Origin of the sequence: Halorarius halobius (genome assembly GCF_024298865.1) — an archaeon.
Taxonomy (GTDB): Archaea; Halobacteriota; Halobacteria; order Halobacteriales; family Haloarculaceae; genus Halorarius; species Halorarius halobius.
Genome location: NZ_CP101161.1, coordinates 50,392 through 63,908, shown reverse-complemented (window position 1 = coordinate 63,908; position 13,517 = coordinate 50,392). Strand labels below are relative to the sequence as shown.

Annotated in this window: 14 protein-coding genes; 7 read left to right on the top strand and 7 right to left on the bottom strand. The window is 69.3% G+C overall.

The window, feature by feature from the left end:
• Positions 1-19 precede the first annotated feature (19 nt).
• The 4 genes from NL112_RS00330 (at position 20) to NL112_RS00315 (ending at position 2,474) form a co-directional block, all read left to right on the top strand.
• Positions 20-814 (top strand): 2-amino-3,7-dideoxy-D-threo-hept-6-ulosonate synthase, encoded by a 795-nt coding sequence (locus NL112_RS00330; RefSeq protein ID WP_255150627.1) that lies wholly within the window; start codon positions 20-22, stop codon positions 812-814.
• 67 nt (positions 815-881) lie between these two features.
• Positions 882-1,307 (top strand): hypothetical protein, encoded by a 426-nt coding sequence (locus tag NL112_RS00325; RefSeq protein ID WP_255150626.1) that lies wholly within the window; start codon positions 882-884, stop codon positions 1,305-1,307.
• Positions 1,304-2,029, top strand: coding sequence for a DUF7546 family protein (locus tag NL112_RS00320; RefSeq protein WP_255150625.1), 726 nt, complete (start codon positions 1,304-1,306; stop codon positions 2,027-2,029). The genes NL112_RS00325 and NL112_RS00320 overlap by 4 nt, the downstream gene beginning before the upstream one ends.
• A gap of 46 nt (positions 2,030-2,075) precedes the next feature.
• The gene (locus NL112_RS00315) at positions 2,076-2,474 is read left to right on the top strand and encodes a hypothetical protein (RefSeq protein ID WP_255150624.1); all 399 of its coding nucleotides are present in this window, start codon (positions 2,076-2,078) and stop codon (positions 2,472-2,474) included.
• A gap of 4 nt (positions 2,475-2,478) precedes the next feature.
• On the opposite strand, the gene NL112_RS00310 is transcribed toward NL112_RS00315, so the two are convergent.
• The 3 genes from NL112_RS00310 to coxB are packed head-to-tail and all read right to left on the bottom strand — an operon-like array spanning position 2,479 to position 6,070.
• Positions 2,479-2,748: a cytochrome C oxidase subunit IV family protein gene (locus tag NL112_RS00310; RefSeq protein WP_255150623.1), complete on the bottom strand. Its 270-nt coding sequence runs from the start codon at positions 2,746-2,748 to the stop codon at positions 2,479-2,481.
• A 2-nt stretch (positions 2,749-2,750) separates the two neighbouring features.
• On the bottom strand, positions 2,751-5,306 hold the full coding sequence (locus NL112_RS00305; RefSeq protein ID WP_434084192.1) for a cbb3-type cytochrome c oxidase subunit I: 2,556 nt from the start codon (positions 5,304-5,306) through the stop codon (positions 2,751-2,753).
• The gene (gene coxB, locus NL112_RS00300; RefSeq protein ID WP_255150622.1) at positions 5,303-6,070 is read right to left on the bottom strand and encodes a cytochrome c oxidase subunit II; all 768 of its coding nucleotides are present in this window, start codon (positions 6,068-6,070) and stop codon (positions 5,303-5,305) included. Before coxB ends, NL112_RS00305 begins: the two co-directional genes overlap by 4 nt.
• Positions 6,071-6,155: 85 nt before the next feature.
• On the opposite strand from coxB, the gene NL112_RS00295 reads away from it, so the two are divergent.
• Positions 6,156-6,680, top strand: coding sequence for a DUF6789 family protein (locus NL112_RS00295; RefSeq protein ID WP_255150621.1), 525 nt, complete (start codon positions 6,156-6,158; stop codon positions 6,678-6,680).
• On the opposite strand, the gene NL112_RS00290 is transcribed toward NL112_RS00295, so the two are convergent.
• Positions 6,672-7,346, bottom strand: coding sequence for an HAD family hydrolase (locus NL112_RS00290; RefSeq protein WP_255150620.1), 675 nt, complete (start codon positions 7,344-7,346; stop codon positions 6,672-6,674). The genes NL112_RS00295 and NL112_RS00290 overlap by 9 nt on opposite strands.
• Positions 7,347-7,450: 104 nt before the next feature.
• On the opposite strand from NL112_RS00290, the gene NL112_RS00285 reads away from it, so the two are divergent.
• Together NL112_RS00285 and NL112_RS00280 are read left to right on the top strand one after the other, a co-directional pair.
• Positions 7,451-8,611: a 3-dehydroquinate synthase II gene (locus NL112_RS00285; protein WP_255150619.1), complete on the top strand. Its 1,161-nt coding sequence runs from the start codon at positions 7,451-7,453 to the stop codon at positions 8,609-8,611.
• 44 nt (positions 8,612-8,655) lie between these two features.
• A complete protein-coding gene (locus NL112_RS00280) occupies positions 8,656-11,256 on the top strand; it encodes a potassium channel family protein (RefSeq protein ID WP_255150618.1) in 2,601 nt (866 codons plus the stop codon).
• Here NL112_RS00280 and NL112_RS00275 read toward each other — a convergent pair whose 3' ends face one another.
• Genes NL112_RS00275 through NL112_RS00265 form a run of 3 tightly spaced genes read right to left on the bottom strand, consistent with a single transcriptional unit; the run spans position 11,257 to position 13,439 of the window.
• Complete coding sequence (locus NL112_RS00275) at positions 11,257-11,667, bottom strand: DUF7575 domain-containing protein (protein WP_255150617.1); 411 nt, start codon at positions 11,665-11,667, stop codon at positions 11,257-11,259.
• Between the two features lie 58 nt (positions 11,668-11,725).
• Positions 11,726-12,403 carry a type I 3-dehydroquinate dehydratase gene (locus NL112_RS00270; RefSeq protein ID WP_255150616.1) on the bottom strand — a complete coding sequence of 226 codons (678 nt, stop codon included), beginning with the start codon at positions 12,401-12,403 and terminating at the stop codon, positions 11,726-11,728.
• Between the two features lie 34 nt (positions 12,404-12,437).
• Complete coding sequence (locus NL112_RS00265) at positions 12,438-13,439, bottom strand: DNA-methyltransferase (protein WP_255150615.1); 1,002 nt, start codon at positions 13,437-13,439, stop codon at positions 12,438-12,440.
• Between the last annotated feature and the right edge of the window lie 78 nt (positions 13,440-13,517).

The window sequence follows — 13,517 nt, the reverse complement described above, 5'->3', positions numbered from 1 at the left end:
CGTGCCACAGGATACCACAATGACCGCCGGCCTCACAGCACGACTCGAACGCATCGCCACAGGCGGACGGTACGTCATCGTCCCCATGGACCACGGCATCACGATGGGCGCGGTGGCGGGCCTGAAGGACATCGAGGGCACCATCGACGCGGTCACCCGCGGCGGCGCCGACGCCGTCCTCACCCAGAAGGGCATCGCGCCCCGCGTCCACCCCAACAAGAACGGCAAGGGGTACGTCGTCCACCTGAACGCCTCGACGACCATCGGCCCCGACGAGCAGGACAAGCGGCTGACCGGCACCGTCGAGGAGGCGGTCCGCGCGGGCGCCGACGCCGTCTCCTTCCACATCAACGTCGGCTCCGAGTACGAACCCGACCAGATAGCCGAACTCGCGGAGCTGACCGACGCCGCCGCCCGCCTCGGGATGCCCGTCCTCGCCATGGCGTACGCCCGCGGGCCGGGCGTCGACGAGTCCGACCCGGAGGCGCTGGGTCACGCCGTCCGCCTCGCGGAAGAACTCGGCGCGGACGTCGTCAAGACGGGCTACTCGGGCGACGGCGACTCGTTCCAGCACGTCGTCGAATCGACGCGTCTCCCGGTCGTCATCGCGGGCGGGTCGAAGGGGACCGACCGCGAGACGGCCGAGATGGTTCGGGGCGCGATGGACGGCGGCGCCGCAGGCGTCTCGATGGGGCGGTCCATCTTCCAGCACGACGACCCCGAGGCGATTACGCGGGCCGTCGCGGCTGTCGTCCACGACGACGCCACCGCTGAAGCGGCGCTCGAACGGGCCGGGCTGACCGTCGAGGCCTGAGCCGCGACCGCGCGACGGCGAGGATTTATTAGCTCGCGGGGTTTGTCACCGGTAGTCACGGTACACCATGGCAGACCTCGCGTACACGGCGACGGCGGTGCTGATGACCGCGTTCGTGCTGGCGGTCGTCGGCGCAGTGTTGCGGTTCCGACACTGGGAGTCGTACGCCCCGACCGACGGGGCCGGACTGCTCGACCGCCTCGACGCCCTGAAGTCGAGTCCGGCGGTGTGGGGCGTGACGTTCCTCCTGCTGGTGTTCGCGTTCGGGGGCGCGGCGGTCGTCTGGGTCAGCGGGATGCAGGTGCCCGGCGCTGGGATGGTCGGCGTCGCCATGGCCGCGCTGGGCGGCGTCGTCATCGCCGGCTACCTGTTCGTCGGCGTCTACAGTTCGGCCCGGTCGCGGGGCCGGCCCGCCGCCTGGGGCGTCGCTGAGGGCGCGATGCTGGTCGGACTGGCTATCGTGCTCGCCATCGCCGCGAAACTCGTGGTATGAGCACCGCCCGGGTCGCACGCGCCCTCGACCCGCCGGCCGACTGGCCGCTGTGGGCCGGCCTGCTGGCCGCCGAAACGGTGGCCGTCGCCACCTACCTGCTGACGGTCGGGCACGTCGCGGAACCGCGCTACCTCGTCTACCCGTTCCTGTGGATAAACGTCGGTCTCTACGCCGTCGCCCGGGCCGACTCACCGCCGGGCGACGCGGCGTTCTCGACTGCGCTCGCCCGGTTCCTGAGCGTCGGCCGCGACCTCTCGGACCGCGACCGGCGCCGGATGCTCGCGGCCGGGGTCGCCGGCGGCTACCTGCTCCTGCTGGCGGTCGTCACCGGTCTCGTCGGCCTGCCGCATCTCGGCCACGCCCACTCGCACGGCTACGTCCCCGACGGCTGGCTGGTGTCGCTGTCCGTTCCGGGGTGGGGGCCACGCGTCGCGTACGTCGCCGGGAGCGCCCACGTCTACTTCGTCCCCTACCGGGTCATCGGCTACGTCGCGCTGGCGTACCTGCTGTACGCGCGGCTCGCGTCGGCGTCGCTCGCGTCGAGTGCGGGCCTGCTCGGTCTCGCCTCCTGCATCAGTTGCTCGTTCCCGCTGGTCGCGTCGCTCGTCTCCGGCGCCGGCGTGGGTGCGGCCGCCGCTCTCGGCGGCTTCTCGCTGGACGTGTCGACAGCGGCGTATCTCTCGGCGGTCGTCCTGCTGTGGTGGCCGTGGGGCGACGGCTGAGTGCCACGCGTCACGTTCAACACCCGCCGGCGCGAACGTCGACCCGATGGTCCCCGACAGTACGACGCCCTCCAGACGCAGCCTCCTCGCCGCCGTCGGCGCCGGCGTGACCGCCGCGACGGCCGGCTGTAACGGCCTCTCCTCTCGAGAGGGCGAGGGCGACACCCACGAGATAATCCTCACGAACCAGACCGGGGAGTTCGCCAACGTCGCCGTCCGCGTGACAGACGCCGACGGCGCGGCGCTGTTCAGCCGCGTGTACGAACTCGGTCCCGGCAAGGCCGACGAGTCGGCCGGCGTCGAGACCCGGCCGGCGACGGTGAAGGCGTTCACGCCCGACGGCACCACCGCGGCGTGGGCGTTCGACCCGGACCTGGACTGCGAGGGGCCCGACGTCGGCATCCGGCTGACCGACGACGGGTTCGAGGAGTGGTACGGCTGTTGAGCCGTCAGAGGATGGAGTAGCTGGCCGCGACGGTCAGCGCCAGCGCCGCGGTCAGCCCCATCAGCATCAGCACGGTGAGCGACCGCGGCTCCCACCGGAGATGCTGGTAGTAGCCCGCGACGACGACGGCCTTCGCGAACGACAGCACGATGATGAGCCCGAACGCCGCCCAGTAGGCGGTCTCGAGCATCCCCGTCACTTCCACCAGCGCCTGGACGGTCGCCAGCACGAACAGTACGACGTATATCGCGGTGTAGAGTTTGAGGTGGCTCATTGTCACAGGATGTAGAACAGCGGGAACAGGAACAGCCACACGATGTCGACGAAGTGCCAGTAGAGGCCGAAGTACTCGATGGCCTCCGGGTCGCCGTTCGTGTAGGCGCCGTTCCGTGCCCTGACTATCATGTACAGTGCGATTATCAGTCCGACGATGACGTGGGCGCCGTGGAGCCCGGTCGTGAGGTAGAACGTCGACGACGCGATGTTCGTCGAGATGTCCCACCCGTGGGGGAACGCCTCGCTGTGGACGTGGAACAGGTGGTTCCACTCGATGCCCTTGTTGACGAGGAACCCGACGCCCAGAAGCACCGTCGTCACGAGGCTGGCGACGACGCCGCGCTCGCTCCCGCGGCGGGCGAACACCAGCGCCAGCACGACGGCGAAGGAACTCGTCAACAGCAGGTAGGTGTTGATGAGCCCCGGCAGGGTGACGTGGGCCTCGGGGATGAGGTGGTGCCAGGTCGTCCACCCCTCCGCGACGCGGGCGAACACGTACGAGCCGATGAACGCGCCGAACAGCACCACGTCCGACGCGAGGAACACCCACATCCCCATCTTCATGTTCTCGACGCCGGCGAACGGCCACCGCTCGGCGACGTGCATCGTCGGCCCGGTGAACGACTCTCGGGCCATCCCGACGAGGCTGTACAGCAGGAGGCCGATGCCGAGCACGAGCGTGCCGACGTAGAAGGCACCCTCCATCCCCGAGGGGAACGCCGCCTCCCGCATGCCGGAGGCGCCCACGAGCACGACGAACGACGCCGCCCCGATGGCGAACGGCCAGATGCTCGCGTGGTCGGCGTGCTCCTCCTCGCCGTCGTGAGCGACGATTTCACCCCCGTCCGCCGTCGTGCCGCCGTCCGTCGCCGCCTCGCCACCGTCGGCGGTCGCCGCCCGGTCGCCCCGCGTCACGAACTCCAGTTTCCCGCTGACGTACGACGGCATGCCGTCGGTGAAGTTCTCCAGCGGCGGCGGCGACGGGACGGCCCACTCGGCGGTGGTGGCGTAGTCCCAGACCTGGCCGTCGACCTCCTCGCCGCGGGTGTAGCTAACGTAGAGGTTGTACAGCGTCACGAGGAACGCCAGTCCGAGCAGGAACCCGCCGATAGTCGCCACCCGGTGCCAGGTGATGTACACGTCGCGGTACTCGAACACCCGGCGGGGCGTCTCCCACGCGAGGAACATCGGGAAGTAGAGCAGGTTGAACCCCACGAAGTAGAGGCCGAAGCTCACCTTCCCGAGGAACTCGTCGTACATCTTCCCCGTTATCTTCGGATACCAGTAGTAGATGGCCCCGATGAGCGCGGTGACGCCGCCGACCATCACGTAGTGGAAGTGGGCGACGACCCAGTACGTCCCCCGGAACGAGTAGTCGAGCACGACCGCCCCCAGGAACACCCCGGTGATGCCGCCGAGGATGAACAGCACGAGCGAGCCGAACGCGTAGAGGAACGGCGTCTTGAACCGGATGTCGCCCTTCAGCATCGTGTAGATGAGCGCGAACACCATCAGGTCAAAGGGCAGGGAGATGCCGATGGTGGTCGCCATGAACAGCGTCTTCACCTCGAGGTTGATGCCCGTCAGGAACATGTGGTGCATCCAGACGATGAACGACTGGATTGCCACCAGTATCATCGACCCGATGAAGTACTTCCGGCCGACCAGCCGGCGGCCGGTGAACGTCTGGAATATCTCGGCCATCGCCCCCAGCGCGGGGAAGAACACGATGTACACCTCCGGGTGGCCGAAGAACCAGAACAGGTGTGCCCAGAGGATGGAACTGTTCGCGCCCGACGTCGAGAAGTAGAGCGTCCCCAGCAGGCGGTCAGACGAGAGGATGATGAGCGCGGCCAGAAGCGCCGCGAACGCGAACAGCATCATCCACACCGTCAGCAGGATGGACCAGGTGAAGATGGGGAGGTTCCACATCGTCAGCCCCTTCGCGCGCATCCGGTGCATCGTCGTCAGGAAGTTCACCGACGACACCGTGACGGAGGCGACGAACAGCGTCAGCGCCAGTATCGCCGTCGAGGCGCCGATGTGTGGCGTGTAGACGGGGACGTTCAGCGGCGCGTACATCGTCCACCCGCCGGAGAACGTCGCCCCCTGGAAGAACGACACCATCAACAGCAGGCCCGAAAACAGGTACAGCCAGTACGACAGCGCGTTCAGCCGTGGGAACGCGAGGTCCTTCGCCCCCATCTGGAGCGGGACGATGTAGTTGGCGAAGCCGAAGGCGAACGGGGAGAGGAACCAGAACACCATGATGAGCCCGTGTGCGGAGACGGCCTGGTTGTAGGAGACGCCGTCCAGAAGCAGGCCGCCCGGCACCCACAGCTGGGCCCGGATGAGGAGTGCGAGCACTCCGCCGAACAGCAGGAAGAACAGCGACGTGACGATGTAGAGAATGCCGATGTCCTTGTGGTTGGTCGTGACGAACCACCGGCGTATCGAGCCCATCCCGGGGAACTCGTGGCCGTGGTCGGTGTCGCCGCCGGTGAGTTCACCGGCCGTCGCCCCTGCGCCGTCCGCCCGTGTCTCGTCGTTGCTCATGTGGTCGCCTCCGTGATGTCCGCCTGGCTACTGCTCGATGCGTTGGTCGCGTTCGTTCCGTTGGTGTTCGCGTACCACTGCCGGTAGTCGTCGGCCGGCATCACTTCCACCGGTGCCTTCATGTAGGAGTGGCCGACGCCACACAGCTCGTAACAGTTCACCGTGTAGCTGGCCGGCCCCTCGCTGACGAACCAGGTGTCCGTCGTCTGTCCGGGGACGGCGTCGGTCTTCACGTTCAACTGGGGGATGCCGAAGTTGTGGAACACGTCCCGGGAGGTCACCCGCAACTCCACGGCCGTGTTGGCCGGCACGCGGAGCGTCCCCGTCTCGTGGCCGTTCGGATAGGTGAACGACCAGCCGAACTGATACCCCTCCACCTCGACGGTGAGATGCTCGGCGTCACCGGACACCGGGGAGTCCTCCTCGACGTACAGCAAGGTCCCGTACGTCCAGCCGATGAGCGAGACGACGATGATGGCCGACAGCGTCAGCGACAGAAACAGTTTCCCGCCCTTCCCGCCCCCCGTCGGCACCTCGCCGAGCTCCGGGTGGTCGTCGCCTTTCTCGACGGGCACCTCGCCGTCCCGGTGCCGGTACTTGTAGGCGTTGTACACCATGTAGCCGATGACCACCACGCCGACGAGCACGCCGAGCGCCAGGAACACCCAGTATATCTGCTGAAACACCTCGACGCGGGAGCCACGAGGAACGATGCCGCCACCCCCGGTCTGTAACGGTATCGTTCCCGTGTGTGCCCATACCATGGTCCTTGCTCTCTGTTCACTCGGCCTTAGGCGTTTCCCCGGATTCCCCGACAACGTTTTTGTCCCCCGCTGTCGAAAGGGCTCCATGGTTGAGAATGACTCACAGGGCGTCGACGTGGAGATGGAGTCCGCGGAGGCGACGCCGGACTACGACCGGCTGTTCGGGGTCATCACCGACGGATTGATAGGCGCGCTCGGCGGGCTGGTCGGCACCGTCGTGCTGACGGTCGGCCTGCTCATCGCCGCTTCCGTCGGCGCGTTCGACCGCGGCTCCTTCACGGTCATCGCGGAACTGGCGGGCGCGACGCTGTTCTTCGACTCGGGGCTCGCGGCCATCGGCTTCATCATCTTCCTCGTCGGCGGGATGACGGTGTGGCCGCTACTGCTGGCCTCTATCGGCAACTACCTGCCCGGCGACCGGTTCGCCATCAAGGGGCTCCCGTTCGGCTTCATCCTCTGGACCGGCTTCGCCCCCTCCTTCTACACGGGACAGACGGGCCTGTTCCTCGTCGGCTACCTGTTTTTCACGTTCTTCGCGCACCTGTTCTACGGGTTCACCCTCGGCTCGGTGTTCGACTACTTCCGCGAGCGGCCCGAGACGCTAGTGTAAGAGCGGGCCGAGTTCGGCGAGGTTGTCGAACCTGTGGTCGGGGGCGTGCTCCTCGGGCGTCGCGCCACGGTCGCGCTCGCCCGGGAACCACGCGACCCGCCAGCCGGCGCGTTTCGCGCCCGCGACGTCGTGTTCCAGCGAGTTGCCGACGTACAGCGTCTCGGTCGGCCGCGCGTCGAGTTCCAGCGTCGCCTTCTCGAACGGGTCCGTCGCCGGCTTCGGCGGCGTCTCCTCGCCCGCGTACACCCGGGTGTCGAACGCGTCGGCGATGTCCAGCGCGTCGAGCTTCAGCTCCTGTGTCTCCCGCGAGCCGTTCGTGATGAGCCCGACCGGACCGTGCTCGCGGGCGATGTCCAGCGCCCGCTCGGCCCCCGGCCGGAAAGAGACGTCCGTGTGGTCGATGGCCTCCTCGTAGGTGCGCGCCAGCGTTCCGGCGCTCTCGGTTGGGCCGCCGTGGCGCTCGGCGGCCAGCCGGAACAGCCGCGTCAGGAACTCGCGGTCGCTCTCGGCGTGCCCCACGTCGTTCGCGCCGGCCCACAGCTCCTCGTCCGAGCAGAACCGGCCCACGCCGGCCGCCCGGTGGGCGGCGTCGAGCGCCTCCCCCGGGTTCTGGTTGTAGGAAAGGAGCGTGTCGTCGAGGTCGAAACAGACGGCGGAGGGCGTCATTGCTCCCTGTAGGCGCTCGACCGCGGATAAGGGTTCGGGCCACGGGTCGCCCGGTCGCGCGCGCTTCCGCCACGTTGAATACCCGACCACGCACAGGCGGGGACATGACACGGTCCGTCTGGCTGAAGGCCGACGACGAGGTCGGCGACTGGGAGGCCCGCCGCGAACGCATCACCACCGGCCTGGAGGCCGGCGTCGACGTCGTCCTCGTGGACGCCCGCGACGTCGAGCGCGTCCGCGAACTCGGGCAGGTGACGGTGGCCGCGTTCACCGGCGACGACGTCCACGTGATGGACGCCGAATCCGAACCCGCGGAACCCGACATCCGGGTCGTCGGCAAGGGCGGTGAGGGCGATGGCACGGTCGACCTCCCCTCCGATTTCTCGGGGAGCGCCGACCTCACCACCCTGCGGCGCGACCAGGCGGAAGCGGCGTACGTCCGCATCCTGAACTCCGACTACGAGACGTTCGCGGAGGCGGCGGCGACCGACGCCGACTACACCGTCGTCGTCGGCGAGGACTGGAAGATAATCCCGCTCGAAAATCTCATCGCCCGCATCGGCTCGGAGACGGACCTCGTGGCGGGCGTCCAGACGGCCGAGGAGGCCAAGACAGCCTTCGAGACGCTGGAGATAGGTGCGGACGCGGTGCTTCTGGACACGGACTCGCCCGACGAGATACGCGCCGCGGTCGACGTGCGCGACGAGAGCCGCCGCGAGACCCTCGACCTGCAGTACGCGACGGTCACGGCCGTCGAACAGACCGGCTCCGCCGACCGGGTCTGTGTCGACACCGGGACGATGATGGACCACGACGAGGGGATGCTCGTCGGCTCGATGTCCCGCGGCCTCTTTTTCGTCCACGCCGAGACCGCCGAGTCGCCGTACGTCGCCTCCCGGCCGTTCCGCGTGAACGCGGGCGCGGTCCACGCGTACATCCGCACGCCCGGCGGCGAGACGAAGTATCTCGCAGAGCTACAGTCCGGCGACGAGGTGCAGGTCGTGGACACCGACGGCGGGACCCGCGAGGCCATCGTCGGCCGCTCGAAGATAGAGTCCCGACCCATGTTCCGCGTCGAGGCCGAAACCGAGAGCGGCGACCGCATCGAGACCCTGCTCCAGAACGCCGAGACCATCAAGGTCTCCACCGAGGAGGGCCGGAAAGCCGTCACGGACCTCGAGGAGGGCGACCGGGTGCTCGTCTACTACGAGGACACCGCGCGCCACTTCGGGGAAGCCGTCGACGAGAGCATCATCGAGAAGTGAGAGCCGTCACTACTGTTAACTCCCGTCGGTAGATAGGCGGAGCCATGACCGGTGGGGGGTCCGACGACGCTGTCACGGACGGTGGCATCGACGGCGTGCGCGAGGTGCTGGCGACCGGCGGCGCCGCGCCGACGGGCGAGGCGACCTGCGCGCACACCGAGGAGATGGACGGCTTCCGGTGGCACTGTCACCGCGAACCGTCGGACGGCTCCGATCGCTGTCTCTTCCACCGGCCGGTCGACGAGACCGACGACGCGGCGGTGACAGACGTGTTTCTCGAGGAGATACGGCGTCCCGGGCTGGCGGCCAAGCAGTTCGTCGGCGCGACGTTCGGGACGTTGGACATCGCCTACGAGACGCTGGCGACGCCGGACAACTACCCCGTCGTCCTGCGGGACGTCTCGGTGGCCGGCGACCTCCGCTGTGACCACGCGACGGTCGATGCCCCGGTGTTCGCGGGCGGGCTGACGGTCGCCGGCGACGCGTCGTTCCGACAGGCGACGTTCGAGGACGTGACCGCCGTCGAGGGCGCGCAACTCCGAGCGGTCGACGCCGAGAACTGTACGTTCGAGGGGGACGTCTCGTTCGAGGGGTCGGAGCTCCGGTCCGCGACGTTCGCGGACTGCTCGTTCGAGGGCGACGCGACGTTCGACCGCGTGAGCGTCCGGGAGTCGCTGGACGCCAGCGACGTGACGGTCGCGGACGACCTCGGCTTCGTCGGCGCGGCCGTGACGGGCGACCTCGACTGCGCGCACGCCCGTGTCGCCGGGTCGCTTCGCCTCCGGAAGACGACCGTGGGCGGCCGCCTCGACGCCGAAGCCGCGACCGTCGAGGGCGACCTCGTCGCCGAGGACGCGACTCTCCGCGACGACGTCACGCTCGCGCGTGCGACGGTCGACGGCGTCACGAACGCCGACGAGGCGTCTGTCGGCGGCACGCTCGAACTCCGCGAGGCGACGGCCGCTGGTCGGGTGTCGCTCGACGACGCGTCGCTCGACGGCGGGTTGGCGCTCTCGACCGGGACGTTCGGCCGCGGCCTGCAGGCCCGCGACGCGACCGTCGGGGGCGACGTCGACGCCGACTCCTGCCGGTTTCGGGGGGCCCTGAAGCTCTCCGACAGCCACGTCGCGGGCGACCTCGACGTGGGGTCGACCACTGCCACGGGGGCGGTGTTCGCCAACCGGGCGTCGCTGGACGGTTCGGTCGACCTCTCGCACGGCGAGTTCGAGTCGGACCTCCAGTTCCGGGAGACGAGCGTCGGCGGCGACCTCTCGGGGGTGTCGAGCCGGTTCGACGGGCCGTTCACGCTCGCCGACGCGCGAATCGAGGGGGCGACGACGTTCGACCACGCCCGCTTTGCGGAGGGCGTCACGTGTTCGGACGCCGCGTTCGCCGACGCCTCGTTCGGTAACTGCACGTTCCGGGGGCGGACGACGTTCGAGCGGTCGACGTTCGCCGGGGCGTTCTCGGCGGAGGCGGCGGCGTTCGACGACCTGCTCGACCTGACGGCGACCGCCTTCGAGGCCGGCGTCTCGTTCGACGACGCCGACATCGCGGACGGACGGTTCGACGGACCCACCGTCGAGGACGGCGGCGTCGTGAGCCTCCGGAACGCGACGCTCCGGAGCGGGGCGATAACACTGCCGTCCGACGTGACCGTCGGCTACGACTGCACGGGGGCGACGCTCGGCGACGTGCAGTTGGGGGTCGCGGGGCGGGCCGACCTGATAGGGCAGACGAGCCATCCGCTGTTCGACCACTTCCGGTTCCACGACACCACGTTCGACGGGTTCGACTTCGGACAGGCGAAGGGCGCGCTCGCGGCCGCCGACTGGCGGCTCCACGACACCGCCGACGAACTCGACTTCGGCACCGAGGCGGCGTTCGAGCGGAAGCTCGTCGGCTGGCTCGGCACGCTCTCCCTCGAGCGGGGCGGCCGGAACAAGCTCTCGATGGCGTACGTGTTGCTCGTCGGGCGACTGAAGTACGGGATTCCGTTCGGCCGGCAGCTCGACCTCCTGAAACAGGTGAACGACGACGCCTCCGGGGAGGTCGTCGACGACCCGACCAGCGAGTGGCAGTCCCACGGCGAACTGGAGAACACGTACCTGAAGGCGAAGAACGGCGCCGACCAGGTGGGCGACCGGAAATCCGCCGCCGAGTTCTTCATACAGGAGATGGCCTACCGACGCCGGAAGAACCGCGACCTCGCGCTCGGGGTCGGGGCGTCGCGGTCGGCGGGCGTCCGTGACCGCCTGACCGCCGCCGGACAGTGGGTCGGCAACTACCTCCTGCACGCCACCTGTGGCTACGGCGAGCGGCTCTGGCGCGTCGTCTACGTCTCGTCGCTCACGGTGTTTCTGTGGACGCTCCTGTACACGCTGTTCACCGAGGGGACGACGGCCTCGACGTCCGGACTGACGACGCGGGGCATCGGCGACCTCGGGGTGCTGGCGACGCCCGAGGGACTGGACGTGCTCTCGAAGAACCTCTACTTCAGCGTCGTCACGTTCACGACGCTCGGCTACGGCGACATCCAGCCAGTGGGGACGACCGCCCGCTTTCTCGCCGGCCTCGAATCGTTCGTCGGCGCGCTACTGGTCGCGCTGGTCGTGTTCGTGCTCGGGCGGCGGGTCGCGTGGTGACTACCGTTCGACCCACTCCAGTTCCGTCGTACACCAGTGACAGAAGTCCAACTCGGGGTCGACCTCCTTCCCGCAGGCGGGACAGGTCGGCTCCTCGCCCGGGCGTCGACGGTCCGTCCGCCCGGCCACGACGTAGGCGTCGACGACGGCGAAGCCGGTCACCGCGGCCAGCGCCAGCGAGCGTGCCAGCGGGAGGTCGGTCAGCGCCGCGAGGAAGCGGTCGATGAACGCCGTCAGGCCGGCGACGGTCGCCGGCGGCACCGTCGAGATGCCGGCGGCGAACAGCGCGGTGGCGACCCACAGCAGGAACCACGACAGCCCGCGACTCCACTCCCGGAGGTAGAGATGGCCGACCCCCGGCTGGAGAAACGAGAGGAGCGCCGCGACCCAGCGCCGCCGGTTCGTCGGCATTGTTTGCCGGGAGTTCGCTCCGGAGGCTGATAAACCCCCGTGTGACGGTCGTCGGGCGTCAGCGGCCGCCGAGGTCGGCCACGAGACGGTCGAGCGTGGCGAGGTCGTACTGGCCGGGCGCGGTCGCCTCCGCGGGGTCGACCGGCGCGTAGCCGATGCGGGAGCCGTACAGCGGCGCGACCACCCGCGAGTGGCGGCCGGCCTCGCCCATCGCCATCGTCGCCACGCGCTCGCCCTGCCGGTCGAGCGCGTCCGTCACGGAGAGCAACCTGAGCACGTCGCCGCGGTCCTCGGCGGTGACGGCGACCTTCCCCACGTCGCCGGCCGCCGCGGCGCGGGCGACCAGTTCCGCCAGGTCGTCGCCCGGCGGGGTCGACTCGAAGTCGTGGACCGACGCGACGACGGTCGCGCCGTGGTCGTGGGCGTGGTCGAGGGTGGCCTGTGCGCCGTCGGCGATGGCCGCCACCTCCACGTCGATGGCTTCGACGGCGGGGTGTTCGACCGCGCTCTCGAGCGTCCCGAGCCGGTCGGCCTCGTCGGCCTCGCAGTCGCCGCCCTCCCAGTCCGGGCGGTTCGTACACAGCAGGGGCAACTCGCCGTCGTAGTCGTCGAGTGCCGCGAGCGGGTCGGCCGCGAGGTCCATCCGGAACTCCACGAGGTCGGCGTGCTCGCGGGCCGCGGGCTCCTCGCTCAACTCGGCGGTCGCGGCCGCCAGCCGGAACGCGTCGAACTCCATGCCGGCCCGTGGCCGCGACCGGACAAAAAGCCAGTCACACCGGCCGGTACTGCGCGGTCCAGCGGTCCCCTTCGCGGTCGACCGACTCGACCGCATACAACTGTATCCGGCGCTCCATCGCCGTCTTGACGCCGAACTCGTAGTTGTCGGTCTCGTACTTCAGGTCCGCGTCCGCGGCGAAGGCTCGCTGGGCCGCCAGCCGCTCCTCGATGACCTCCTGTGAGAGCGCGGGCGCGTCGGCCGCGGCGTCGGCGAACGCCTCCACGAGGTCCGCGTCCCGCTCGTAGCCGACGGAGTTGCGGCCGGCGACCAGCGCCGCCAGCGACGTGGTGCCGGTGCCCCAGAACGGGTCCAGCACCGTGTCGCCGTACACCGAGAACATCGACACCAGCCGGTAGGGTATCTCGAACGGGAACGCCCCCGAGCGGTCGCGGGCGTCGGCGTCCAGGCTCTGTCGGGTGCCCCGAATCTCCCAGGTGTCGGTGAACCACTCGTTGCGCTCCCGCCAGAAGTACGCCGACTCGTAGCGGTCGTCGTCGTGGGGTGGGAACTCGCGCGTGTCGCCGTTCCGGAAGATGAGGAGATGTTCGTGCTCCAGTGTCGGGTAGGCGTTCGTCGGCAACATGCCGCTTCCCATGAAGTCCGCCGAACTGTTCGACGGCTTCCGCCACACGATGTCCGGAAGCGGCTGGAACCCCTGTTCGCGCATCCGCCGGGTTATCTCGGCGGCGTTGGGGTACTGCTGGAACGTCTCGAAGTTCCGGGTCGCGTCCCCGACGTTGATGCAGACGATGCCGCCCGGACGAACGGCGTCCGCGAGGTTGGCCCACACCGCCTCCAGCAGGTCGTGCATCAGCGCGAACGCGCGGTCGCCGTCGCCGTCCTCGAGCGCCGTCTCGATGCGGGGGTCCTGTGCGGCGAAGCAGTCGTCCCACATCTCTATCATCGGGTACGGCGGCGATGTGACCACGAGGTCGACGGCCTCGACGGACAGTTCGCGGGCGTCGCCGACCCGCACCTCGTGGCGCGTCTCCATCCTGTCGGCGGCGAGGTGGGGGGCGGTTACGGGGCTTTCGGTCTCGACCGGGGCTCACCACCCGACACGCGGGGTAGA

Excerpts from the sequence above, each read along its gene's own strand:
- NL112_RS00330 (WP_255150627.1), top strand. The coding sequence starts at position 20 with ATGACCGCCGGCCTCACAGCACGACTCGAACGCATCGCCACAGGCGGA.
- NL112_RS00325 (WP_255150626.1), top strand. The coding sequence starts at position 882 with ATGGCAGACCTCGCGTACACGGCGACGGCGGTGCTGATGACCGCGTTC.
- NL112_RS00320 (WP_255150625.1), top strand. The coding sequence starts at position 1,304 with ATGAGCACCGCCCGGGTCGCACGCGCCCTCGACCCGCCGGCCGACTGG.
- NL112_RS00315 (WP_255150624.1), top strand. The coding sequence starts at position 2,076 with ATGGTCCCCGACAGTACGACGCCCTCCAGACGCAGCCTCCTCGCCGCC.
- NL112_RS00310 (WP_255150623.1), bottom strand. The coding sequence starts at position 2,748 with ATGAGCCACCTCAAACTCTACACCGCGATATACGTCGTACTGTTCGTG.
- NL112_RS00305 (WP_434084192.1), bottom strand. The coding sequence starts at position 5,306 with ATGAGCAACGACGAGACACGGGCGGACGGCGCAGGGGCGACGGCCGGT.
- coxB (WP_255150622.1), bottom strand. The coding sequence starts at position 6,070 with ATGGTATGGGCACACACGGGAACGATACCGTTACAGACCGGGGGTGGC.
- NL112_RS00295 (WP_255150621.1), top strand. The coding sequence starts at position 6,156 with ATGGTTGAGAATGACTCACAGGGCGTCGACGTGGAGATGGAGTCCGCG.
- NL112_RS00290 (WP_255150620.1), bottom strand. The coding sequence starts at position 7,346 with ATGACGCCCTCCGCCGTCTGTTTCGACCTCGACGACACGCTCCTTTCC.
- NL112_RS00285 (WP_255150619.1), top strand. The coding sequence starts at position 7,451 with ATGACACGGTCCGTCTGGCTGAAGGCCGACGACGAGGTCGGCGACTGG.
- NL112_RS00280 (WP_255150618.1), top strand. The coding sequence starts at position 8,656 with ATGACCGGTGGGGGGTCCGACGACGCTGTCACGGACGGTGGCATCGAC.
- NL112_RS00275 (WP_255150617.1), bottom strand. The coding sequence starts at position 11,667 with ATGCCGACGAACCGGCGGCGCTGGGTCGCGGCGCTCCTCTCGTTTCTC.
- NL112_RS00270 (WP_255150616.1), bottom strand. The coding sequence starts at position 12,403 with ATGGAGTTCGACGCGTTCCGGCTGGCGGCCGCGACCGCCGAGTTGAGC.
- NL112_RS00265 (WP_255150615.1), bottom strand. The coding sequence starts at position 13,439 with ATGGAGACGCGCCACGAGGTGCGGGTCGGCGACGCCCGCGAACTGTCC.